At 46.7% G+C, this 22583-nt stretch carries 22 protein-coding genes; 9 read left to right on the top strand and 13 right to left on the bottom strand.

What is annotated here, in order from left to right; genetic code table 11:
• Nucleotides 1-94 precede the first annotated feature (94 nt).
• Nucleotides 95-895: a glucosamine-6-phosphate deaminase gene (gene nagB, locus FC652_RS05445; protein ID WP_176297794.1), complete on the bottom strand. Its 801-nt coding sequence runs from the start codon at nt 893-895 to the stop codon at nt 95-97.
• A gap of 321 nt (nt 896-1216) precedes the next feature.
• Between nagB and FC652_RS05440 the strand changes: the two genes are divergently transcribed.
• Entirely contained in the window at nt 1217-1468 is a 252-nt protein-coding gene (locus FC652_RS05440) for a DUF3081 domain-containing protein (RefSeq protein WP_176297793.1), read from the top strand.
• Nucleotides 1469-1868: 400 nt separating this feature from the next.
• Here FC652_RS05440 and FC652_RS05435 read toward each other — a convergent pair whose 3' ends face one another.
• Nucleotides 1869-2228, bottom strand: a complete 360-nt coding sequence (locus FC652_RS05435) for a DUF413 domain-containing protein (protein ID WP_176297792.1) — start codon at nt 2226-2228, stop codon at nt 1869-1871.
• Nucleotides 2229-2376: 148 nt separating this feature from the next.
• Between FC652_RS05435 and FC652_RS05430 the strand changes: the two genes are divergently transcribed.
• Nucleotides 2377-3231: a LysR family transcriptional regulator gene (locus FC652_RS05430; RefSeq protein ID WP_176297791.1), complete on the top strand. Its 855-nt coding sequence runs from the start codon at nt 2377-2379 to the stop codon at nt 3229-3231.
• Between the two features lie 128 nt (nt 3232-3359).
• Here FC652_RS05430 and FC652_RS05425 read toward each other — a convergent pair whose 3' ends face one another.
• Complete coding sequence (locus FC652_RS05425) at nt 3360-3563, bottom strand: hypothetical protein (RefSeq protein WP_176297790.1); 204 nt, start codon at nt 3561-3563, stop codon at nt 3360-3362.
• 397 nt (nt 3564-3960) lie between these two features.
• Here FC652_RS05425 and FC652_RS05420 point away from each other — a divergent pair, with 397 nt between their 5' ends.
• Together FC652_RS05420 and FC652_RS05415 are read left to right on the top strand one after the other, a co-directional pair.
• Entirely contained in the window at nt 3961-5334 is a 1374-nt protein-coding gene (locus FC652_RS05420) for a DNA-3-methyladenine glycosylase 2 family protein (protein ID WP_369597880.1), read from the top strand.
• 1 nt (nt 5335) lies between these two features.
• Complete coding sequence (locus tag FC652_RS05415; protein ID WP_176297789.1) at nt 5336-5812, top strand: methylated-DNA--[protein]-cysteine S-methyltransferase; 477 nt, start codon at nt 5336-5338, stop codon at nt 5810-5812.
• 151 nt (nt 5813-5963) lie between these two features.
• Here FC652_RS05415 and FC652_RS05410 read toward each other — a convergent pair whose 3' ends face one another.
• Nucleotides 5964-6575: a YitT family protein gene (locus FC652_RS05410; protein ID WP_176297788.1), complete on the bottom strand. Its 612-nt coding sequence runs from the start codon at nt 6573-6575 to the stop codon at nt 5964-5966.
• A 210-nt stretch (nt 6576-6785) separates the two neighbouring features.
• Between FC652_RS05410 and FC652_RS05405 the strand changes: the two genes are divergently transcribed.
• Together FC652_RS05405 and FC652_RS05400 are read left to right on the top strand one after the other, a co-directional pair.
• Nucleotides 6786-7193 (top strand): GFA family protein, encoded by a 408-nt coding sequence (locus FC652_RS05405; protein WP_176297787.1) that lies wholly within the window; start codon nt 6786-6788, stop codon nt 7191-7193.
• Complete coding sequence (locus FC652_RS05400) at nt 7190-7477, top strand: TfoX/Sxy family protein (protein WP_176297786.1); 288 nt, start codon at nt 7190-7192, stop codon at nt 7475-7477. The genes FC652_RS05405 and FC652_RS05400 overlap by 4 nt, the downstream gene beginning before the upstream one ends.
• Here FC652_RS05400 and nhaD read toward each other — a convergent pair.
• Nucleotides 7471-8907, bottom strand: coding sequence for a sodium:proton antiporter NhaD (nhaD, locus tag FC652_RS05395; RefSeq protein ID WP_176297785.1), 1437 nt, complete (start codon nt 8905-8907; stop codon nt 7471-7473). The genes FC652_RS05400 and nhaD overlap by 7 nt on opposite strands.
• 408 nt (nt 8908-9315) lie before the next feature.
• A complete protein-coding gene (locus FC652_RS05390; RefSeq protein WP_176297784.1) occupies nt 9316-10335 on the bottom strand; it encodes an acyltransferase in 1020 nt (339 codons plus the stop codon).
• 218 nt (nt 10336-10553) lie between these two features.
• Here FC652_RS05390 and FC652_RS05385 point away from each other — a divergent pair, with 218 nt between their 5' ends.
• Both FC652_RS05385 and FC652_RS05380 read left to right on the top strand, forming a co-directional pair.
• Nucleotides 10554-11147, top strand: a complete 594-nt coding sequence (locus FC652_RS05385) for a TetR/AcrR family transcriptional regulator (RefSeq protein ID WP_176297783.1) — start codon at nt 10554-10556, stop codon at nt 11145-11147.
• A 79-nt stretch (nt 11148-11226) separates the two neighbouring features.
• Nucleotides 11227-12075: an alpha/beta fold hydrolase gene (locus FC652_RS05380; RefSeq protein ID WP_176297782.1), complete on the top strand. Its 849-nt coding sequence runs from the start codon at nt 11227-11229 to the stop codon at nt 12073-12075.
• Nucleotides 12076-12170: 95 nt separating this feature from the next.
• Here the strand turns inward: FC652_RS05380 and FC652_RS05375 are convergent, their stop codons facing one another.
• Both FC652_RS05375 and FC652_RS05370 read right to left on the bottom strand, forming a co-directional pair.
• Entirely contained in the window at nt 12171-14708 is a 2538-nt protein-coding gene (locus FC652_RS05375) for a glycosyl hydrolase family 18 protein (protein WP_176297781.1), read from the bottom strand.
• Between the two features lie 328 nt (nt 14709-15036).
• Complete coding sequence (locus tag FC652_RS05370; RefSeq protein ID WP_176297780.1) at nt 15037-15537, bottom strand: DUF2850 domain-containing protein; 501 nt, start codon at nt 15535-15537, stop codon at nt 15037-15039.
• Between the two features lie 218 nt (nt 15538-15755).
• Here FC652_RS05370 and FC652_RS05365 point away from each other — a divergent pair, with 218 nt between their 5' ends.
• On the top strand, nt 15756-16037 hold the full coding sequence (locus FC652_RS05365) for a pyrimidine/purine nucleoside phosphorylase (RefSeq protein WP_176297779.1): 282 nt from the start codon (nt 15756-15758) through the stop codon (nt 16035-16037).
• A gap of 73 nt (nt 16038-16110) precedes the next feature.
• On the opposite strand, the gene FC652_RS05360 is transcribed toward FC652_RS05365, so the two are convergent.
• The 5 genes from FC652_RS05360 to FC652_RS05340 form a co-directional block, all read right to left on the bottom strand.
• Entirely contained in the window at nt 16111-18015 is a 1905-nt protein-coding gene (locus FC652_RS05360) for a hypothetical protein (RefSeq protein WP_176297778.1), read from the bottom strand.
• Nucleotides 18016-18087: 72 nt separating this feature from the next.
• Nucleotides 18088-19227 (bottom strand): hypothetical protein, encoded by a 1140-nt coding sequence (locus FC652_RS05355; protein ID WP_176297777.1) that lies wholly within the window; start codon nt 19225-19227, stop codon nt 18088-18090.
• A gap of 14 nt (nt 19228-19241) precedes the next feature.
• A complete protein-coding gene (locus tag FC652_RS05350) occupies nt 19242-20633 on the bottom strand; it encodes a DUF6844 domain-containing protein (protein ID WP_176297776.1) in 1392 nt (463 codons plus the stop codon).
• Nucleotides 20634-20650: 17 nt separating this feature from the next.
• Nucleotides 20651-21244 (bottom strand): penicillin-binding protein activator LpoB, encoded by a 594-nt coding sequence (gene lpoB, locus FC652_RS05345; RefSeq protein ID WP_176297775.1) that lies wholly within the window; start codon nt 21242-21244, stop codon nt 20651-20653.
• Nucleotides 21245-21265: 21 nt separating this feature from the next.
• On the bottom strand, nt 21266-22583 hold a 1318-nt coding region (locus tag FC652_RS05340; RefSeq protein WP_176297774.1), incomplete at its 5' end, for a hypothetical protein.

Genomic DNA, 22583 nt, shown 5'->3' with positions numbered 1-22583 from the left:
GAGGCTTGCGTTGCTTGATGCTGTGAAGTCCAAACCAAAGAAAAATCCCGCGATGATCGCGGGATTTGCTTTTTATCGTTCGCTCAGAGCGAAATTAGAAGCCGACGATGTTCTTCGCTTCTAGCTCAGTGAAGTATTTTACCGTCTTCACTTTTAGCTCTTGAGTTGATGGCTCATCACATACGATCACTGACTTAGGATGTAGTTGAAGAGCAGAAACAGTCCATAGGTGATTTACACAACCTTCTACCGCTGCTTCTAGTGCAAGCGCTTTGTTGTGACCAGTTACTAGGATCATGATTTCTTGAGAATCAAGCAAAGTACCTACACCGATAGTTAGCGCGTACTTTGGTACTTGGTTAATGTCGCCATCGAAGAAACGAGAGTTAGCAATACGAGTGTCTTCCGTTAGTGTCTTGATGCGAGTGCGAGACGATAGAGAAGAAGCTGGTTCATTGAATGCGATGTGACCATCGTTGCCCACGCCACCCATGAATAGGTTGATACGGCCGTAAGATTTGATCTTGTCTTCGTAACGCTGACATTCTGCTTCGTGGTCTTCCGCATTGCCGTTTAGCAGGTTGATGTTCTCTTCCTGGATGTCAATGTGGTTGAAGAAGTTGTTGTACATGAATGAACGGTACGATTCTGGGTGATCAGCGGCGATACCAATGTACTCATCCATATTAAAAGTCACAACGTGCTTAAAGCTCACTTCACCTGCTTGATAGAGTTCGATCAGTGCTTTGTAAGTCGCAAGAGGTGTGCCACCCGTTGGTAGGCCCAACACGAAAGGACGCTCAGCAGTTGGTTGGAAATCATTGATACGCTTAGCAATATGTGCCGCTGCCCACTTACCAACTTGTGCTGCGGTTTTTAACGGGATAAGTCTCATTTTTTGCCCCTAGATATTAGAAATTTTGGATGTACCGAAACATTATTTTGCATTATAAAATAAGTTTTTGGTGGCTGCCATTGTTTTAGGTCAAAATTTCCGATTTTTCACCGAATGGTCATCTAAAATCACCATAACACACGTTTGCGTTGCCGTTGTGTGCTTTTTTTCTTGTTTAGATATCAAGCGATTCTTTCGCATTTTGTTGATAAATTTATCTTTGAAATTAAGTGTTAGTTTGAGTCAGTTCAAAAATGCATATTGGCGAAATGAAGGTCTGTTTACCATACTTACGATGTGTGCTTTTTAAGGAGCCTGACCATGAAAAATGAACTGGATTCCACCAAAATTCTCCACGCGTATGAAACCATAATGGAACGAGGCACTCCGACGGAATTTGGCAAAATTTATGAAGGAGTAGAGGCGTTTTCTGATTACGATGGTTACAGCGTTTACATGAGAGGCAACGGCGTTGAACTTAAAGTGGGATTCCACAATACCTATCATTTGGATTATGAACAGGAACATCTTCGCGATAGCTTTCTTAAAAAAGTGGCTAACTTGGCGAAATAGCCGCGATGTAATCCAAGCCGTTTAAAACCCAAAGTCGTGTTTGCTTTGGGTTTTCGTTTTTCTCACTCGCTTACCTTCGAGAACGTTGTCTTTTATCGCATAAAAAAATTTAGCGTAAGGCGAGCTGGCGACGCAAATACAGGTAGAAAAATAATGAGTTCAAAGCCCGCCATTCGGAGCGGGCTTTCTAACATTCAGTCTGACAACTCAATGTAAATACTCTGTTTGAGGTCTTGAGTCCTCTTGAAGAACTCGACAAAAACAAAAGCGGTTTTTGTCTTTAATGATTAAGCCATTTGTTGTACTGGCAACCATGTGATCCCTTAATCGTCATTGGTGAATGAGCCTTAAGGTCGAATCATTGTTTGATAAACATGATTGCATCAAGAAGCAAATGGGATTAATCGTCCTCAGTTAAGCTCGCATCTTCCTCTACGTAATCATCGTTCGCATCAGGTTTATTGCGACCGTTTAACGTATGGAATCGCTTACGACCACGCGCAAGACGAATGTATTTCAACCAGGTGCGTTCTACTTTGCTTTGTGCTGCTTCTGGAGTCTCTAAAGTCAGCAAAAAGTGTTTCTCATCTTCATTTTCAGGGGTTAGTTGTCCTGTCTCTAGACCAACTAGGGTTTCCCCATAAATCATTAGGATTTCCTCTTCTGCAAGAGTAAAATCACCAGACTTTGCAAATCCGCGTGGGAATTTTGCGTTATCGAAAAATCGTTTTTTGCCATGACGAATCGTCGAGTCAGACATATCAGACAGCCTCTGTAACCGTATAGATTATTAATGATGATTTACGGCGAAAGTTAGGCGCAAAATTAGCAAAAGAAAAACAAAACTTTTCTATCGATATGATTGTATTTTATTGTTAATCTGGTGTCGTTCAACCAGGAGATGAGTAATGGACGTAAAGGTCTTTCGAACTTTTTTAGAATTAGCTAATGTTCGACATTTTGGTCGTGCGGCTGAAAATTTGTACATTACCCAAGCGGCAGTGAGTGCCCGCATCAAACAGCTCGAAAGTTATTTCGATGTCGAGCTTTTTATCCGAGATCGCAACAATATCAAGTTAACCTCTGCTGGAGAGCGTTTAGTGGGTTATGCGGAAGTGATGGTATCTACGCTTCAACAGGCCAAATTAGAGCTTTCGATGAAAGATGGCAGGGCATTGCAGCTGACGTTAGGCGGGACGCCTAACGTATGGGATGCTTATTTGCAAAACTGCCTTAGCGCTGTAACAGATTCGTTTAGTGGCTACGGTTTTAACGCTGAAGTGATGGGGCGAGAACTGCTGACTCGAGGCTTGCAAGAGCGCACGTTAGACATGGCATTTGCGTTTGATCAGATCAAAGCGGATGAGTTTTCATGTAAAAAAGTGGCTGACTTGGTTCTGGTGATGGTGTCGACTCAAGAAGACAGCAAAGAGACGGTGTTCGATGGAAAATACGTTTACATCGACTGGGGCACCAAATTTGCTTCTGAGCACGCAGAGCGCCATCAAAAGCACATTGCACCTTACCTCAGAACGTCCACTGCGCGTATCGCACTGGATTTTATTCTAGAGAAAGGTGGAAGTGCTTACTTACCTGCCTCTGTCGCCCAGCCTTATCTCACAACAGGGCAGTTGCATCGTGTACATGGTGTCGAAGAGTGGAATCGACCTATCTATCTGAGTTATCGCAAGGCGAGCACCTCTATCGATGCGATTAGGCAAGTTGAAGAGCTCGTTAAAATGATTGACCCGCTGGCGAGTTAAAAAACCAGTAATGGCTTAATACCCCCTGTTACTGCAAGCGGGAATCCGAATCGATCTACATCACTGACTTTAAAGCCTCGCGATGACGAGGCTTTTTTCGATCAAATGAATCCGCACGCTGTGATGATTTAAAGATTCATTAAGTTTTCCAATGAATCCTCTATGTTGGCGCAGTGATAGGTGTGAATCGCGTTGCCATCACGTGCGTTGATTTGAATGGTTGAAATGCCATTCTGTCCTTGAGATTCGATAATACCGAGAGAATCTTCCACAGAGTTACTGGTAATCACTTCTTGATTACGCAGCACAATAATGCAGGAGTGCAAATCCATAGCCTCTTCCTTATACGTTATTTCTGACGTTGTTTGCCACTTTTGAGGTGGCTACTTTTTACATTAGTGTAGATTGTGAGATTTGCCACAAATAATACAGGTGACACTATTGCAAAAGGATATGACCGAAATATATCCCCTCGTTTTGTTTGAAGTCGCAATGCGGGTGGTGATGCTCGTTTACTCAAACACCAGTCCGGATCAATCATTTTATTAATCTGTGCGCTTTTGCTTCCATATTCATTTCACCCATTTACGATGCTCAGTGGCTTGGGTGTCACATCACTCGATGTATCATTCCGGCTTCAGTTCCGAAAATGGCTACTTCTTGCGCCATTTCGTCTTACAATCGTTGATAACGATGGGTTGACTGTTAGGCTAAAACAAGGACGATTTTGTGGCATTATCCGATTTTTCCTCTCTCACTATTGAACAATGCCAACAGGCAAGAATGGCTCGAGATGCACGCTTTGATGGGGCGTTTTACATTGCGGTAAGAAGTACCGGTATTTTTTGCCGTCCGATTTGTCCGGCGAATTTACCAAAAGAAGAAAATGTTGAATATTACAACGACAAAGCTCAGGCATTGCAGGCGGGATACCGTCCTTGTTTGCGTTGTCGGCCAGATAGCGCTCCGGACTCGTGGGCATGGAAAGGCGTGGAAACCACGTTTTCTCGTGCGCTGGGTTTGATTGAGCAAGGAGCCTTGCAAAATGCCAATATGGCCGAGCTAGCGGCTCGCTTGGGGGTGAGTGATCGTTATGTGAGACAGTTGTTTGCCCGCTACCTGGGTATGTCGCCCAAGTTATACGCCCAGTATCAGCAACTTTTGTTTGCGAAACAGTTGCTCCATACCAGCACATTTAGCGTTGCAGATATTGGTTTTGCCTGCGGATTTAACAGTACACGCCGTTTCAACGATGCATTTCAGAAAGTGATGAAAATGACGCCTTCAAGAGTTCGCCATCAGTCTAAGATGGCTCAAGGAGAACAACCAAAGCTCTGTTTGCCGTTTAAAGGGATTCTCAACTGGCGACATATGCTGGCCTTTTATCGCATGCGAGCGATTGACGGAGTGGAACGAGTGACAGAGACTCACTACCAACGTAGCTTGCTTTTGCATGGCCGCGAAGTCGAGTTTAGCGTGGCGCTATGCCAAGAAAAATCGTGCTTACTGGTGGAGGTTGCGGTTGATGATCTTTCGTTGCTCCGCACGGTTGTTGCGGGCATAAGACGTATGTTTGACCTTGATGCGGATACTGATGTGATTGAAGCGCATCTCCGTTCTGTTGCGCCAGGTCTGGTGCGTGAAACTGGTATTCGAATTCCTGGCGTTTGGAGCGCTTGGGAGGCGGGTGTGAGGGCGATTCTGGGCCAGCAAGTGTCAGTAAAAGCGGCCATTGGGCAGTTGAATTTGTTGGTGGCGACTTTAGCGGTTAGTGCGGATAAGTTCACGTTCCCAACCCCCGAGCAAGTGGCATTGGCGGATCTTTCGTTTTTGAAAATGCCACAAAGTCGCAAAGAGACTTTGCAACGATTTGCCGCTTATATGATGGAGAACGAACATCAAGATCCCAGTGAGTGGTTGGCTTTGAAAGGTATTGGGCCCTGGACGATCAGTTATGCGCATCTCAGAGGGCTCTCATTACCAAACTGTTTTCTCGATAAAGACTTAGTGGTGAAAAAAAACATGACACAATACCCATTGCTCACTGCAAAAAGCGCAGCGCCTTGGGGAAGTTACGCGACGTTTCATCTATGGAATCAATAACATGAAGTTTTACACACAAATGGATAGCCCATTGGGAGTCGTCACGATTCAAGCTGTGGATGAAGGCCTTGTTGGGATCTGGTTTGAACAACATACAACCAAACCTCAAATGTTGGGAGAGGTATCCACCTCTCACCCTGTTCTCGTGAAGGCAGTGCTACAACTGACGCAATACTTTGAAGGGACTCGTCAGCAATTTGAATTACCGCTTGCGGCCAACGGCACTGACTTTCAGCGACAAGTTTGGCACGCTCTCAGCCAAATTCCTTACGGTGAGAGTTGCAGTTACCAAGATCTTGCCAACACCATAGGCAACCCCAAAGCGGTGAGAGCGGTTGGTCTTGCTAATGGCAAAAATCCAATATCGATTGTGGTGCCGTGCCATCGCGTGATAGGTAAAAACGGTAAGTTGACTGGCTACGCTGGGGGTGTTGAGCGCAAACAACAACTGTTGGCGTTGGAACTTAAATACCGATAGCTTGAATGCTCTATCACGTTATATGAGCCTTGGATGCATCAGGTATAGTCACGATTTACACTGTAAACATGGTTGTTCAGCAGTCAGCTTAGGAAATGATAACGAGAAGCCATTGGGCTTCTCGTTATTGAGTGGATAGTGGCGCTGGTCGCTACGAGGCCACGGGCGATTTTGGTTGATAGCGCCCCGGTTTGTGGTTCATCGCTAGAATCAAGTTTGTTGCTACGGCACCGAGCACCGATAAAGCAATTAAATAAGGTTCAACGATAAAGAGCGAAAGGACAACGATGGTACAGTCGAGCGCCATTTGAACCTTGCCCGCTCGAATGCCAAACCGCTCTTGCAAGAATAAGGCGAGAATATTGAAGCCGCCTAAGCTCATCTTATGACGGAAGATGATTAACATCCCAATGCCGATCAAACCGCCGCCCAGCAGCGCTGCATAAAACGAATCAATATGCGCAATTTCGATAACATGGTGCAGGTGATCCACGGCAAAAGAGACGATGGTAACTGCGATGAAAGTGTTAATGGTAAAACGCCATCCCATGCGCATGACTGAAAGTATGTAAAAAGGGAGGTTCAAGGCAAAAAATACCTGACCAAAACTAAAATCAGTGACTTTGGTGAGGAAAATCGCTAATCCAGCGGTTCCACCAGTTAACAATCCTACCTGATTAAAAAAGATTACGCCGAGGGAAACCAAGGCACTACCAAGAGTGAGCGCGAGTAAATTTTCTCTTAGGCTATGATCTTTATCCATTATTCCGACTTCCTTTAAAATTTGCTGTCAAAGAGATAAAACAGACTGAAAACCCGCTAAAGATGTCGATTATTGAGCGTTTTGTCGAGCGTCGAACGCAAATGGCAAAACTGTTAAGTGTTTAACAATATTTACACACTGTGATTGTCTAAGCGTAAGAATGTGCGTTTTATCGTCAAACTAAGATCGATAAAAACCAAGGAGAAGATGATGATTAAGCAAGTCGGCTCAACCATTATTCAGGCAAAACACAAAGCAACTTGTCACTGTGGTGGGGTGGAATTAGAGCTCGATTTACCTAATGGCATTGAGAAGCCCCGTCGCTGTGACTGTTCTATGTGTCGTAGAAAAGGGGCCATTGTGGCATCGGTAAAATTGGATGGCATCCGCATCATCAAAGGCGAAGCCTTGTTGAAGCTCTATCAGTTTAATACCCATACCGCCAAACACTACTTTTGCTCAAATTGTGGCATTTATACTCACCATCAACGTCGCTCTTCTCCAGACGAATATGGCTTCAATTTGGGCTGCTTAGAAGGGGTGAATCCGTATGACATCGGTGAAGTGCCACTCATGGATGGCGTTAATCATCCATCAGATAGGTCGAGTGAGAGATGAGTGAGAGAATTCGCGATCTACAAGGGTTGGGGTTGAAGTCAGAACAGATGCTGCAATCTGTCGGGATCAACACATCTCAACAATTGCGGGATCTGGGGCCTATTCGTGCATATTTGCGTGTTCGTGAAGCACAGCCCAAGGCCAGTTTGAATTTGTTGTATGCGTTAGTGGGCGCGTTGGAAGGGGAACATTGGCTGCAAGTTGCCAAGCAACGCCGTTGGGAGTTATTAACGCAATTGGAGGGCTACCAAGCATTGATAGCCCTATTTGAAGAAAATCAGTAATTAAAAGTCTGGGTGTTATAGACCAAGTGAATCGCGATGCTGGCGCAATAGCCAAGTAAGATCACTGGCGTCCACTTCAAATGGCCAAAGAAGGTATATTGACCGCGGGCAGCCCCCATTAGTGCCACCCCCGCCGCTGAGCCAATCGACAGTAAACTGCCGCCAACCCCAGCGGTTAATGTCACCAATAACCAGTTCCCCAATGACATTGAAGGTTCCATGCTGAGCACGGCAAACATCACGGGAATGTTGTCGACAATGGCAGAAAGGAAGCCAACAGTAATGTTCGCCCAAACCGGATCCCATTTGGTGTAGAGGGCGAATGAAACCATTTCGAGATATCCGAGTAGGCTCAACCCTCCCACACACATGACAACGCCATAAAAGAACAACAAGGTGTCCCATTCTGCTCGAGAGACACGATGGAAGACATCAAACGGCACTACTGAGCCGATGCGCTTCAGGGCATCCTCATCCCCGTTAGCAATGGCAATGGCGGTTTTCTTGGCTAACGATTGTGCCAAGGTTTTCCGCAAGAAATAGCCAAAAAACTGCAGATAAGCGAGGCCCATCATCATACCAATGACGGGTGGGAAGTGGAGCACGGCGTGAAACGCCACCGCGGTGGCGATGGTGAGAATAAATAGGCCAACAATCCTTTTAGCACCACGTTTGAGCTCCACTTCAACGTGCACAGTTTGTGGGCGTTCCTCTGGAATAAAGAACGACATGATGAGGGCGGGCAATAGATAGTTGATCGCAGAAGGGAGAAAAAGTGGCATAAACTGTGAAAAGCTCACGTGGCCTGCCTGCCAGACCATCAGCGTGGTGATGTCGCCAAAAGGACTAAACGCACCGCCAGCATTCGCGGCAATCACGATGTTAACGCAGGCTATATTGACAAATTTTGGGTTGTCGCCGGCAACTTTCATCACCACGGCACACATCAACAAAGCGGTGGTAAGGTTATCGGCAATTGGGGAGATGAAGAAAGAGAGAAAGCCAGTGAGCCAAAACAGCCGACGAAAATCAAAGCCTTTACTTACCATCCACGCTTGCAGCGCATCAAACAGTCGTCTTTCTTCCATAGCATTAATGTAAGTCATCGCCACCAGTAAGAACAACAGTAGTTCTGCGTACTCCAGCAAGTTGTGTTCTAGTGCGGCTTTGGCGACCTCGCTTTGCCCATGGGACTGATAGCTAAATCCAATCAAAATCCAGATTAACCCTGCGGCAAGCAGTACGGGTTTGGATTTGCGCATTTTTAAGTACTCTTCCAGCATCACTAAGATGTAGGAGAGGACGAAAATAAACAGGCAGATGATGCCAACAGCAGAAGAGGTGAGGTTGAGTTTTGAGGTTGTTGCGCCGTAGGCAAAAGTGGGTAACAAAAGGGTAATTAGCACAACAATCCGTTGATAGATGCCCATAGATAGTTCTCCATTGTTATCTGGAGAAATTTTAGACATAAATGAACGGCTTATATGTGACAGCTATCGTATTAGCAGAAGCTAACTTGATTTACCTTTTAAGGCTGTAGACGCTGGCGATGCCAAGTAAAGCGACGACCAAGAAAAGCCCGTGAGATAACCACGCACTGATTTCAAGAAATGGTGTTAATTGAGTGCTCCACATAACCCCTCCTTCTTTGCAATGGCTACAACATGTGGAATGAAGCGGTTACTTTAATCAGATTGGGGATCGATTAGTGTGAGTTAATACAAATATTTAACTAGCTGTCGTAAGGAGAACGGTGACTTTGCGATTGTAGTCTCATTTTATTAAATGAGAACCATTACTGATCAAGTGGTTTATGATCAGTAATGGCGGCAGTACTCTTATCTCAATAGCACTCTTCTAAGTGGGCTGTGATGGATTAGCCAAACCAATGCAATGCTCAAAAGGATGGTGACTGGGTAAATAAAGAGATCTCGAGCAATTCCTTCCAAACCAGTCATTCCAGCGATATTCATCAGTAAAATGATGATCAAAAGATGGCACACGTACACGCCTAAAACATAGCGTGAGAGTGCAAAGGTCAGAGCATGATTACCCCAATTAGGAAAACAAAGCAGTAGCAAGAAAATGCCAGTTGCCCACATTTCTGTACCAAAAAGAAAATCGTGACCGTTAAAGGCAATGTCGAACTTCATCAGGCTCCACGCTTGACCAAAATGAAGTGCGATGCCGATTGCAACCAAGGCGAGGGCTTTGGCAGGAGAAAGGCTAAGGTTTCTATCACGAATGACGAAACCTATGACCACTAATAGGGTACTAAAAAATGGGCCATTTCGAGTAAAAAATGGTGACGCGATCTCCGTCAGTGGTTGGTAACTACCTGCTAAAACGCCATACAGATAAAGAAGTGTAGCAATCGCAACCAGCCAACTTTGGCGTTGAAAATGAAGGCTGAGCGCAATAATGGCGACCGCGATGACCAATGCCGGGATAAACCATAAGTGAACTAATCCGCCTTCTAATAGCGAGTTGAGTGGCGCTTGACTCAAGTAGCCCCAATAGCCTTGTCGCTCGGCTAAGTAACCGTGTTCCGCCACCACTTGAAAGTTAAAGGGCATCAGTAGACTTAAAATGCTCCATACCAACCAGATTTTGAGTAAAGGCTTGGCGTAACTTTTCAATGTGCTTAATGGTGTAGCAGTGAGTTTTGGCTGAATTAAATAACCAGAAATCAGGAAAAATAGCGGTACGGCAAAGCGTGCCAATTGATTGAGCAGGTAGCCGACCCAAGGAATGTCATCGATTTGCCAGTAGGTCAATGCCATTTGGCAATGTAAGCCTATGATGGCAAGCATCGCGATGATCCGCCCAAGCTCGAGGCTAGCGATTTTGGTTTTCATGTTCTCTCCCATTAAAATAACTGACCACAATCTATCATTGCTCTCAAAGGGAGAACCTAGCGAATATCAATAGTTGCGATGTGAAAAGAAAAATATTTAAAATCATTGCATTACAATTAAATCTATTATTTGTGTCGCCAATGGTATGTTGGTTTTCTGGTCTGATCTCTAATATAAAATTTGCAAAATGGAACGATCGTGCTAAAAATTAGGTCATTATGAGTAAAGGTCGAATTACAAAAGAACACATCCTGCAGCATGCCTTTCAGCTGGCCAGTGAAAATGGCTTAGAAAGCCTCACCATTGGCGAGTTAGCGAAGCAGTGCGGAATGTCAAAAAGTGGCTTGTTTGCCCACTTCAACGCGAAGTTGAATTTGCAACTCTCGGTACTGGAGTATGCCAACCTGATTTTCGCTGAGCGTGTGATCGCACCTGCCCGTTTGTCTGGTGATGCGGATATGGAGAAGAAAATCCGAGGGCTGCTGGATAACTGGATGACATGGAACCACTCTTTTCAAGGCAGTTGCATGTTTTTAGACGCTTGGAATGATGCGGCGCCGAAAGAGTGTGAACTGCAAAAAGCGCTGCAAAGTTCGATTGCTAAGTGGTTAGATTACCTGCAAATCCAAGTTGAAAAAGGAATGGAACAAGGTGCTTTTTCCGCTGATTTGAATGCCCAACAAGCGGTGTTTGAACTGTATGGCTTGTACCTCAGTGCGCATGTGTTTTATGCCATACGCGGGGAGGAAGTGAGTTTGCAGCATTTTTGGCAAGGGGTCGATAAACTGCTGGCAGGATGGAAAAACGGTTAAGAGAGCAAAGAGCAAGGTATTGCTCTTTTTAAACAACATAAATAGCACGGTCGTTCTTTTTGGGCGAACGGAGGATATGATGAGTGAGAAGATTTACTTTAATACGTCGCAGAAGTTTAGCCTTAAACGCAGTTTAGTGAACTGGACGACACGCCTACACCATACGCTGGCCCCTTCCCATGCGAAAAGAACGGCGCGAAAGCTATTGCTAACGCCTGCTCGCACCCAGAGTAAAAACCTACCACCACAAGGCTTGCGTAAAGGCCAGGTAGACACGGCCCATGGCACCTTGACCACGTACGCTTTGGGAGACGGGCCGGTATGGGTGCTGACGCACGGTTGGTCGGGCACGGCAAGTCAGTTTTTTCCACTGATGGCGCACATTGCTTCACGCGGCTTTACCGCGTTGGCCTACGATCACCCAGCACACGGCGAAAGCTCTGGCGATGTTGGGCATATCCCTGCGTTTGTTGAAGGGCTTGATGCGGTGTTGGATTCATTGGATGAGGTCGCAGGCCTGGTTGGTCACAGTATGGGCACGGCATCGGCTCTAGAATGTCGCCACCAAAAGCTTGAGGACAAACCCATGTTGCTGATTGCGCCAGTATTGAATTACGTGGAAAACTTGTTTTCGAGCATTGAGCGCTCGGGTTACAGCATGAAACTGTTTAGAGCCGTGGTGTCTGAGGTGGAAGAGCAGTTTAACTATCCTATTCAATCGGTTGATCCGTATCGTCGTTTGGCGCAACGTCGTGTGCAAACCCTGATAGTGCATGATGAACAAGACAAGTTTACTAGCCATGCAGTATCTGCCTCTGCCGCTCAAGAAATGGAGAATGTTGAATTAATCAGCACGCAAGGACAAGGGCATGGACGCGTGATGAAGTGTCAGCAGGTGCTAGACAGTTTTGATCGCCTGATTGCGTAAAGGGCGGGGGGCAACTCTTGTCGAACGCGTAAGAGCAGGAGATAAAAAAGGCCAGACGCGAAGCATCTGGCCAGAATTGCTAGGAACAGCAATGATTAGTTACAGTTCGCAGGGCCGATCTCTTTCCAAACCCCCCATTGACCTGATTTCGATGGATCTTCACCAGTAGTCCACCACTTCGCTTCCCATGTTTTGCCTGCATGAGTCACTTGTTGGCCACCCGTGTAAACCGCGCTCGCATCCCATGCATTGCTACATGTGCCGCCGTTATCCACTTTCTTCGCAACAACAACCGTTGTTGATGCCACAGACGATGCTTGACCATCGCTCACTGTTACGGTGAACGTTAGGCTAGTATCTGCCGTGTATTCTGCCGCAGTGAAGGTCACTTGTGCGCCATTAGTTTGTGCTACAAGACCGGCTGGAAGCTGCCAAGTGTAAGTCAGTGTATCGTTGTCTGCATCTGTTGAAGCAGACGCATCAACCACGACCACATCACCCGCATTTGCCGTGGCAGGTGCTGTCACTTTCGCCACTGGGGCTGTGTTCACAGGACCTGTGTCTTTCGCGTTCACCGTCACAACCACAGTGTCAGAGGCGCTTGCGCCATCTGCATCCGTTACCGTGAGTTGGAAAGTGAATTGCTGCGCTGCAGTCACTTCTGGTGCATCAAAGCTTGCAGAAGCCGTGTTTGCGCCCATCAGCGTGACCGCTGGACCACTCACTTGAGTCCAAGCGTAGCTAGCGATAGGGCCTTCAGCATCTTTCGATGCACTGCCATCCAATGTCACGGTTGCTGGGCCAACCACGACGGCATCGGCACCCGCATTTGCGGTTGGTTTTTTGTTTGGTGGGATCACCACACCGCCCGCCAAACCTTCATGCATCGCATTGAGGATGTCACCATTATCGGCATCGATTTCCCATGAGAATAGACCCGCTAGACCAAGGCTCTTCGCGTATGCGCCTTTTGCAAGAACAGAGCGATGATCGTCAAACGTGATCAACTCACCCGTGGTGCGGTTCCACACGTATGGCGCTTCAGCTTGATCATCATAGCCGTATTCGAAGCCGTTGATGCCTGTGCTGTTTGGACCCAACATGAATGACTTAATGCCTTTGTAGTCAATCACGCCATCTTCCCAAACACCTTGAGCGGTGCTGCCTTTCAGTTTACCCGTTGCAGTGCCAGTCATTGGGTCATTTGGATCACGTAGAGTGCTTGGCATTACGCCTTCCCAACCACGGCCGTACATGGCAGTACCAAGCACCAGTTTGTTGGCTGGCACACCTTGCGCAAGCAGAAGTTGAATACCGTGATCAGAGGTGTAAGCCGGGCCTTTGTAAGGCACGCCATTCTCGTCTACACCCGTACCGTCACACTGACCAGGGCGCATGAAGTTACCACAGTAAAGCGCGGTTTGGTGACCAGGGACGTTGTTCCAACCGCCGTAGAAGTCGTACGTCATGGCAAAGATGTAATCCATGTACTGAATGGCATCTGCGTAGTTCACGTCTTCAATCTTGTCGTGACCCACACCGATAGCGGATGTCAGTTCATAAGTGCGACCTGTTTCTGCTTCCAACTCGTTCAGCATGGTGCGCAGTTCGCGCATCAGATCAACGTAGGCTTGGCCATCGCGTGCAGGATCGCCTAGGTTTGGCGCAGCGCCGTCACCACCAGGGAATTCCCAGTCGATATCCACACCGTCGTAGAATTTCCACGTCGTGAGGAAGCGCTTGACGGACGCCACAAACGTATCGCGGTTTTTCTTATCAACGAAGTCAAAGAATGGGTCAGAAAGCGTCCAACCACCGATGGATGGAATGATTTTGAGATCTGGGTAACGCTGTTTCAGCGCCATCATCATCGCGTAGTTGCCTTTGATTGGCGTGCTGTATTGATGGCCAGCTTGTGGGAAGCTCTTTTGATACGCTGCCCATGGGTCATGAATCACGACTTCGTAATCTGGCACACCCTGACACGCGGTTTTCAGTGCATTGAAGCTGTTACCGCCAACCGATTTCACCGACTCATTTGGACCACAGATAGGAATAAAGCCGTAAAGAATATGAGTCAGGTTCTGAGCTGGGATGTTGTCAACGGTGTAGTTACGACCATAAATGCCCCATTCAACAAAGTAAGTACCGACGACAAGGCTTGGGTCTGTGTTGTAAGACTTATTGTTCGGGTCAACATTCATGGTGAGTGGCTTAAGGTGCGAGCCGTCGGTATCGGCGATGGTGATCTCCGCGGGTGCGCTTTTCGCACAGCCAGTCGCATCACACGCTTCGATTTCCATTTGGTAAAGGCCGCCTTTACCGTATTGGAAAGTCGCCGCTGTTTGGCTGCCAGAAATTGGGCCAGAGGCCACTTTTACGCCGTCAAAATAGATATTGTAGGTATCACCAGTATTGCCACTCCATTGATTGAACTTCACAGAGATGGTTGCCTGATCATGGTATTTCACCATTTGGTTGTAGCCCGCGGTGGTTTCCATCGCGAGTTCAATCTTAGAAAACTGAAGATTGTTTGAACCGTACAGGTCAATACTTGGGGCTGTAGGGGCGGCAAGCGCTGCTCCGGAAAGAGCTAGCGCAATACTCGCGGCACACAGGTTTAGTTTCGTCATAATTTTTCTCTCATTCCTTTGTATATATGCCATCAATTGCGAAGGCATAAGCTGCTTTGCGAAGGTAGGCACAACGCATCGAGATCAGTATTAGAGAGTCTTTTTTTTCGGCAAAAAAAATTAAAACGCTTTTCGAGTGACCGAGAATAATCTCGTGCAGGGAAACAACGTGTTACATAAAATTTGGAAGCGTGTTTTAGACTTTGACCAATAATTGGCACTTTGATGGAGAAATAGAAAATAGCATGCCATTGCTCCAGCATGATGGTAATTGGAATTAACTTAACAAAAATAGATGAAACGAAGAGTCTTATTCTGATTGGTGGGACTAATTAAAATGTTCGCTCAGTGCGGCTCGGCGATTTTGTGCGCCGCCTGTGGCGCTGTCGGTAATGGTGTCTTCATAGCCTTTTTTGACAAAACGTTGCACGGGAGTAGCGGGCTGCAAACGTCTTAATTGAGGGGAAGACTCGCTACCAGTGAGCTGGTAAATGGTGAGGCCGCCACCGGTTTCGACCATGATTCGTTCGCCATCAAACTGATATTGTGTGGCGATCAAACGGTTGTTGCGGAAAACGCCTTGTTCAGAGAGCGTGAGACGCTCAGTTAAATAGGGTGGAGCGCCAATTTCTATCCATTCTCCGTAAACATTTTCTGGAGCCACATAGAACTGATATTCCGAGTAGATTCGGTAGGAAAAATAGCCAGTGAGCAGCAGGAAAAAAATCGTTAACAATCCTCGAAACAAAACCAGCTTGTTGTTAATACGCGCTTCGGCTTGCTGTTCGATACGATTGTTTTTGCTGTTTTGCGTGGATTTCTTAACCATATTGCACTTCCTTATCCCGTTAATAGTGGATTTTGGACGACGATTTAGCAACTTTTCAGTGTCAAAGTTTGAAGCAAGAGCAAGGCGAGGTGGTGGGATTTCACACCTGTTTTCAATGAATACTTGAGGGAAGAAAAAAAACAGGTTACAAAGAATGCCTGTTGTAATGATGTTGGGTGTTCGAGCAATATGAAGTACACCCTGTTTAAGGATAAACGATGATTAAAGAAAACAGCTATTTTGCCGGAAATGTTAAGTCTCTCGGTTTCACTGAGCAAGGCGAGAACAGCAGTGTCGGCGTGATGATTCCAGGCAGCTATACGTTTGGTACTGATGCACCAGAGCGCATGACGGTGGTGAAAGGGGCTCTTGTGATTAAACGCGAAGGCGATGAAGAGTGGAGCACCTATCAAGCAGGTGAAGCGTTTGAAGTGGCTGGCAAATCTTCATTTGATCTGCAAGTAGAAGTGACAACCGCTTATTTGTGTGAATATTTATAATTGGCATCATGGATACCGATTGATTTTTGTCAGAAACCGCACGTTAGTGCGGTTTCTTGTTTGGGAGAACAGTTTAAAAAATGGCATTAAACTGGACGTAGGGCCCCCACATGACATCGAATCGAGAATAGTTAAAGTAGATATCATCATCAGAGGCATCAAGAAGCGGCGCACTTGTGGTGTATTCCAGACGCGCGCGAACACCACCTTGTACCGAGAACCCTAGACCAGACGCTTCTCTCCAGCGGCGCTGATAAATATAACCTGCATCCAATCCACCACTAAGCACCATGCCATACTCACCGACGATATCACCAGTTTCCCCGTTTCGAGCGATTTGCTCTGCTTGCTTCGAGAAACTGTGTTTTACCAAACCCAAACCGATGTTTGGGCGAAGGTAGAATCGGTCGTAGTCGATTTCATAACGAGCACCGTAAGCGGCCTCATCGGAACCTGCGACCAGCATGATTCGCGATTGCTCGTAGTCCTCATCCAGTGCGGCACCAAGTACATAATCACTCTCTTTATCGCGTGTAAAACCGATAGCACTTGGCATTGCATAGGTAGAATAGCTTAAGCCGAAATAGTTGCCGCCATCGCTGAGCACCAAGGTTTCGATGTTTTTGTAATCGGTCGTAAAGTCTTGGCTCATTTCACAACTGCCGCTGTAGCACAGGCTGTCTCGAGACGACTTATAGGTCGCAGTGCCACTGGTTGTCATCCAATCCATTTTCAGACGCAGGGTATCTGCTCCTTCAAAGAAGCCGTTAAAATCGACTAGGCCAGTCAATAAACTGACCGTGTCGGAGGCGGCTTGAGAGCCGCTTTCTTTCACTTCGTTCGTTAGGTATTTTAATGACACTTGTGTATCGGTGTAGCGTGCTTGGAAATAAAGGGAATGAAGCAAGCTTGGCTCGATGTCGTAATCGGTTTCAATGTCATCGCCAATCGACTGGCTCGCGTGCCAAAAGTTGTAGGTTGCGCCATATCCCGCTAAGAACTCCATTTTGCTTTGAGTGGCGAGTTCGTTGTGATAAGTGTCTTCAGTGAGGAGCCGCTCAGGGTCAATGAGGTAGGTTTTGTGCTGCTCATCTTTGCTCGCTTTTGGATCTTCCGCGGTGATGGCGTACTGAGAGCCGTAGACAAACACCTCTGGGTTAAAGCCAAAGTTGCTGCCATCTTCGCTGTTGGTGACCACGTGGCGTCGAGTTTCTGCCTTATCAAATGAGTAGAGCGTTAACCCTTTGTTGAACGGATTGATGTACTCGTACATCGCGACCAAGCCAGTGCTTCGGTTTACTGGGTAAGTAGCAATCACATCTCGGCGATCCGAACGATTGTGGAGGCGTGTCGGTAGCTGTTGCCACGCTGAGTCTCCTTGACGATCGAGGGTGTGGAGATTGGTGTAATGCAGAGTTCGCTTGTCGGCATTAACAAAAGCGATTGCAAGGGTGCCTGCGAGGTTATTGTTGATCTGACCAAAATCCGACTCGATAGGCAGTTTGATTTCACGGGCGGAGTTGACGGTGTAGATCTGGATGTTCTCTTCGTTCAAACAGACGAGCTCACCAGAGTAGTTAAAACCGGTCGCTTGCGACCCTTCACATAAGATGCGCTTGGTCAAACGTTGGTTATTGCGGCCTGAGACGAAATGGTAATCTTCGCGCGAACTGCTTTTACCGTTGCTTTTAACATGCTCTTGTCGAACTAAAGCGAAGGCGCGATCTTGGTAGCGAGTCACCGTAAGCAGTTCAGCGTCTGAGTTAAAGCGGTGTGCATAGCCACCGATGATCAGCTCTTGTTCACAATCCTCTTTACACTCGGGATTACGTTTACCAAACGACACCCTAGGCGCGCCAGCGGCGTCGCGGAACTTTGATTCACTGACGGTTTGGTTGCTCGGCGCAGTCAGTTCATAAGCCAAAACTGGACTGCTCAGCACTCCAACAAGAGCACTGATGAGTAATGTTGGTTTCATATCTAAATGTCTTTCCGTTGATTTTATTGTTTTGAAATAAATTGGCTAAAAAGGTATTTACTTTCGTGATGGTTAAAACGTCACTCGTGTTGGGCTGGTTTCTTCGGCCACCGCGGGTTTCGCTGATTTCGCTGGTTTGGCGGCAGGCTTAGCTTGTGCTTTGACTGGCCTTGCAATCGCGTGTTCTTTGATTTCATCGTAAGAACCGCTGACCAAGCTGACGTAGCTCACTTTGGGGTTCACTCGCGCCACTTTCACTCGCGCCACTTTTCGTTCGTGATAGCCTAATGTCTCCTTGGTGTAAGGGTCTGTCAGCCGTTCGCCCATCACAAAAATGTCGTACAGTTGGCCTGCGACAATATTGTCGCCACCGGAGTTGAGGATCAGTTCATTGCCTGTTTTTAGGGCGACTAAAGGGTAAATGTTTTCTTTCAGCTGTTGGAAAATTTTGCCTGCTGTCAGGTTGAGTAACAGGTCTAAATTATTGCGTGAAGAAGTCGTTGGCACTTTATCACTCCACTTGACTTGCTGAGTCACGCGGTCAATCAGTTTGTATTCAACAATGACCTTGGAGTCGTAGTAGGTTTTGACATCCTTAATCTGTTCGCCCGTTAGCTCAATAGTCGTAGAGTTGTCGACCACATTTTTACGTGTACGTGCCTCAACAACGCGTCCTTCAAGCACGTAATCCAAGTTGCTGCTGTCCACATCTTGCAGCACTTTGAACTTGCGATCTTGAACTATGTTGGCTTCAACCTGACGTGTGATGGTTGAACCATGAGGACCGGTAAAGGGTTTTACCGCAATGGTTCGTCGATTTTTATTGAGTGCCGCCAACTTTTTTTGACGTTCAAAGCCCTCAGGCACATCCACCTCTACCGCAAGGCGAACACGGCATTCAGAAGGCGAGCATTTCTCACTCAATATTCGGTAGGTGGCATCGCCAGCACTGGACGTTCGCTGTCCCGTCACCGCGCGAGTGGAGGATTGGCTCTCTTTGCCAGTTTCTCGCTGATAGCTGGTGGTGCTTAGCCGTTCACTGTCCATCGAGACGCCCTTGACTTGTTCGATCGAACGTCTGACGGCTTGGTCGATGGCGAGATCCAAGGTCTGACCAACTCCGGTGTTTTCAACGCTAATGGTGTCCGCTTGCGCTGGAAAAATCATCAGTAGACTCAGCGCAACTGCGCTGAGTGTATAACCGTTTTTCATCGTCAATCTCCTGGCTAAAAATCAGAGAGATCGAAGCGATCTGCCGATTCTGATTCGGTCTTGAGATTAGACGGAGAGGCGTTCGATGATGTCGGTTTTTCCAGTTCATCGGCACGAGCACCGCTTTGCATCTTCACGGTGTTTTGAACTTTGATAGGATGCCACACCAATACCACCCCAACCATTTCATGCCCAGTAGTCGGGTGTTTTGCTCGCCATTTGTGCTCGATGGAAACGCCAGTCATTTGTTTTAACGACGAGGTCATTTTTGAGCTTTCCGTGGAGGTTGTTTGAACTGTGCGTTGTAGCGAACCTTCCGCGGTGCGTGTTGCATCTGGGCCAATCAGCGTGGTGGTGCGAGACTTCTCTTTGGCCGTTCTTTTGATGCTTTCACGTGCGAAATCACCACTTAAATTATAGGTGCTGGCCAATGCACTCCAAGCCGCATCTTCGGCAAACCCTTCTGCCGCTTCACGCTCGATAGATCGCATATCGCGATCACTCGTGTGTACGACACCATATTGACCAAAAGAGACCAGCATTGGGTAGCCTTGAGCATCATACATCAGGTCTGTGCCCGCATTCATATAAGGTACTGACTGGTTTTTAAAGTACTCTTTTAGATTGGCGGCCGTGGGATTTTTACGTGTTGGGTCCGGTTGGACATCACCTTTCGAGTTGATGAGGTCAACCACTTTATCGCGTTTGTTGAGCGATAACGTCATCACCACCCCAATGGTGCCTTTGCCTGATTCATCGTACTGTTCATACGTTTTGGTGACAAACATACCCGAAAGGTCACCGTACGCTTTAGAAATGCTGCGGTTTTCAAAGTACTGTTGCATCAAAATTTGCTTCTTCTCTGGGGGAGCTTGTGCAAATTCAGGGGCGCTAATACCGAACTTTTCCAGTTCTTTGGATAGGTGCCCGTCAAACAGCGCTACGGCTTTGCCCAATAATTGTTGGAAGCGATTGTCCGACTGAAAATCTTTCGCGGTGGGTTCTGGTAACCCATGTTGGTGAAACGTTTCGCGGACTTGCTCTTCGACAAAATCGCGGTTGAGTGTTTTGAGGTAACTGTCGCGAGCTCGGTGCATAGCTTCAGCCAATGCCATTGCCCGATAGACAGCCCAATCAGGGTGGTTGGTGGTAACCGAAATCTCCGCTTGCCCCCCGAAGAATCGGATAAGGTGTGACTTATTGGCAGCTTCGATAAGTTGCTCTTTTTGAGCGATATATTCGTCAATTTTGCTTTCGATCGCGTCTGCCGTGTCCTCGTGGCTTACTACGATAGCATTGACGTTATGATCCGCATTCTCAAGTGTTTGAACAATATCTTGTGCCAACGTTTGAGCACTAATACTGCTGGCGATGAGACCAGCAAGCAGTGTGTATTTAATTTTCATCTGAATACTCGCCCTGTTTACCAACTAACCGTATCGCCATCGGCAATTTTGCCGATCACTCTTTCGCCTTCCCAATACGCGATGCCGTACTCTAGATGCGTTAGCGACATTTGGAAGTAGTACTCAATGCGAGTGTCACCGTTGTCTAGGGTCAGGTCGCGTTGCATGATTTTGCCCGTTAGGCTGAAATCTGGAGCCAGCGCTTTACCACCGGTTTTTACCGTGGCTTCGTTGAAGGTTTTGGACTTTTTCAGTTCAGACATTTTGTGGATGGTGTTGTCTTCGCCCATCGCTGTTGTCATGGCAAATTTGCCTGACTGAAGCATTTTCACACGAATGCCTTTCGTCAGTTGTTCGGTGTCAATACGCTGCATCGTATCGTTGGTGATCTCTGCAACGTAAACGATAGTGCGACTGCCGTCTTTTTGGCCGATGCCTGGTGCTGCAATGACCTCTTCTGCAAGTTCAGTGGCAGCCTTGTTGAAGTCGGCATAGGTCAGAGCCGCTGCCACGTGATTTTGTGTATCTGATGCATCGATATAAGCCGTTGGCGTTTGACAGCCAGAAAGCAGCGCGCACGAAATGACGGCTGCAATAGCAGTTTTTTTCATTCTGGAAACCTTGTTTTTTTGTTATAGATTGATGACCGAAATCAGTGGCTCGGCATGCTTTGTAGGCACACTGACCCAAATAATGTGTCGGTCAAATTGGTTGTTAAGTGCAACTGAAACGGTTTTGTTCCCAACAACGATAGGCACTTGGTCGCCCGGTTTGTTGAGTCTCAGCACTTGGTACTGGGAAGGAAGAGCACTAAAGCTACGCGTATCTGCGCCTGTTGTGGCTGCGGTATAAATGGCACCCGCACCCTCTAGCCAATCGTTCTCTAGCGAGAGTAGTTTTTGACTTGAGCTTTTGACGAGTAAGCGAACCACTTCACGCGTAAGGATGATGGGAAACTGCTTGTCAAACTCAGCCGAGATCACTCGATCCATATCGCTCAGTAGTTCAGTGGATTGCTGGGCAACTTTAATGGAATCATAAGCTGTCCCACGAGTTTTTAGTCTAGGTAGAGCGGCACTGACGTAAGAGATGCCATCACTGACTAAAAATAGCGGCAGATCGAGACGTTTTTCTTCTTTGATAACCGATTGGCCATTTTCAAAGATGACCCAAACTTGGTTGCTCACCCGTTGTGACGGATTTTTCACCAACTGTTTGGCGAGAGTGAGATCATCCGCGACCGTTTTCGCCCCCGTCATACCGTAAACGCGTTCGAGATTATCGACGGCACGCTTATAGTCGGAGCGATCTTTTCCATTCAATAGATAAAATAGAGCTTGAGAGTAGCTGACAAACGGATTGGTATAACCTTGATATGGTTGCCAGCGATTTAACGATATTCCAGCATCTTGTAACGCGTATTTCATGCTCTGTGATTGCACGGCTTGATTCGTGTACTTTTCAACCACATCGTTCTGTTTAATTATTTTGTTCTGCTCAGAAATCTCGCTATTAAAATAATTTACAGCCCGTCGTTCTCTTTCATAGGCGCGATTAAATTCGACACGTGCATTCGAGAAATCGCCTTGAGCAATAAAGTTCCATGCTTTAATGGTATTTAACATGACTCCATCATAGTGTGTACTTTGATATTCCATGACCTTGTCATTCACGGCAATAGCTGCAGAACCTTCAAGACTCTTTGATGCCCAATTTTGCGTATCTTTAGAGCGCATACCTTGCTCTACAGAATCTAAAATTTCATTAGATTCAATGAATTGTTCAGACTTGTTCAGAGCCGAACCAGCTTGTAGACCCCAAAATACATCGTCGACTTGACGAGTTTGTTTGTCATACTGCGCTATTTGACTGGCATAGGAAGCTGCAGAGGAAAAATCACCGTTTGAGATGTATTTATTAAAATTATCAAGGTCTCCATTACTGGATAAC

Source organism: Vibrio sp. 05-20-BW147 (assembly GCF_013369385.1).
Taxonomy (GTDB): Bacteria; Pseudomonadota; Gammaproteobacteria; order Enterobacterales; family Vibrionaceae; genus Vibrio; species Vibrio floridensis.
The sequence above is the reverse complement of the archived record's forward strand: the minus strand, read 5'-3'. Positions and strand labels throughout refer to the sequence as shown.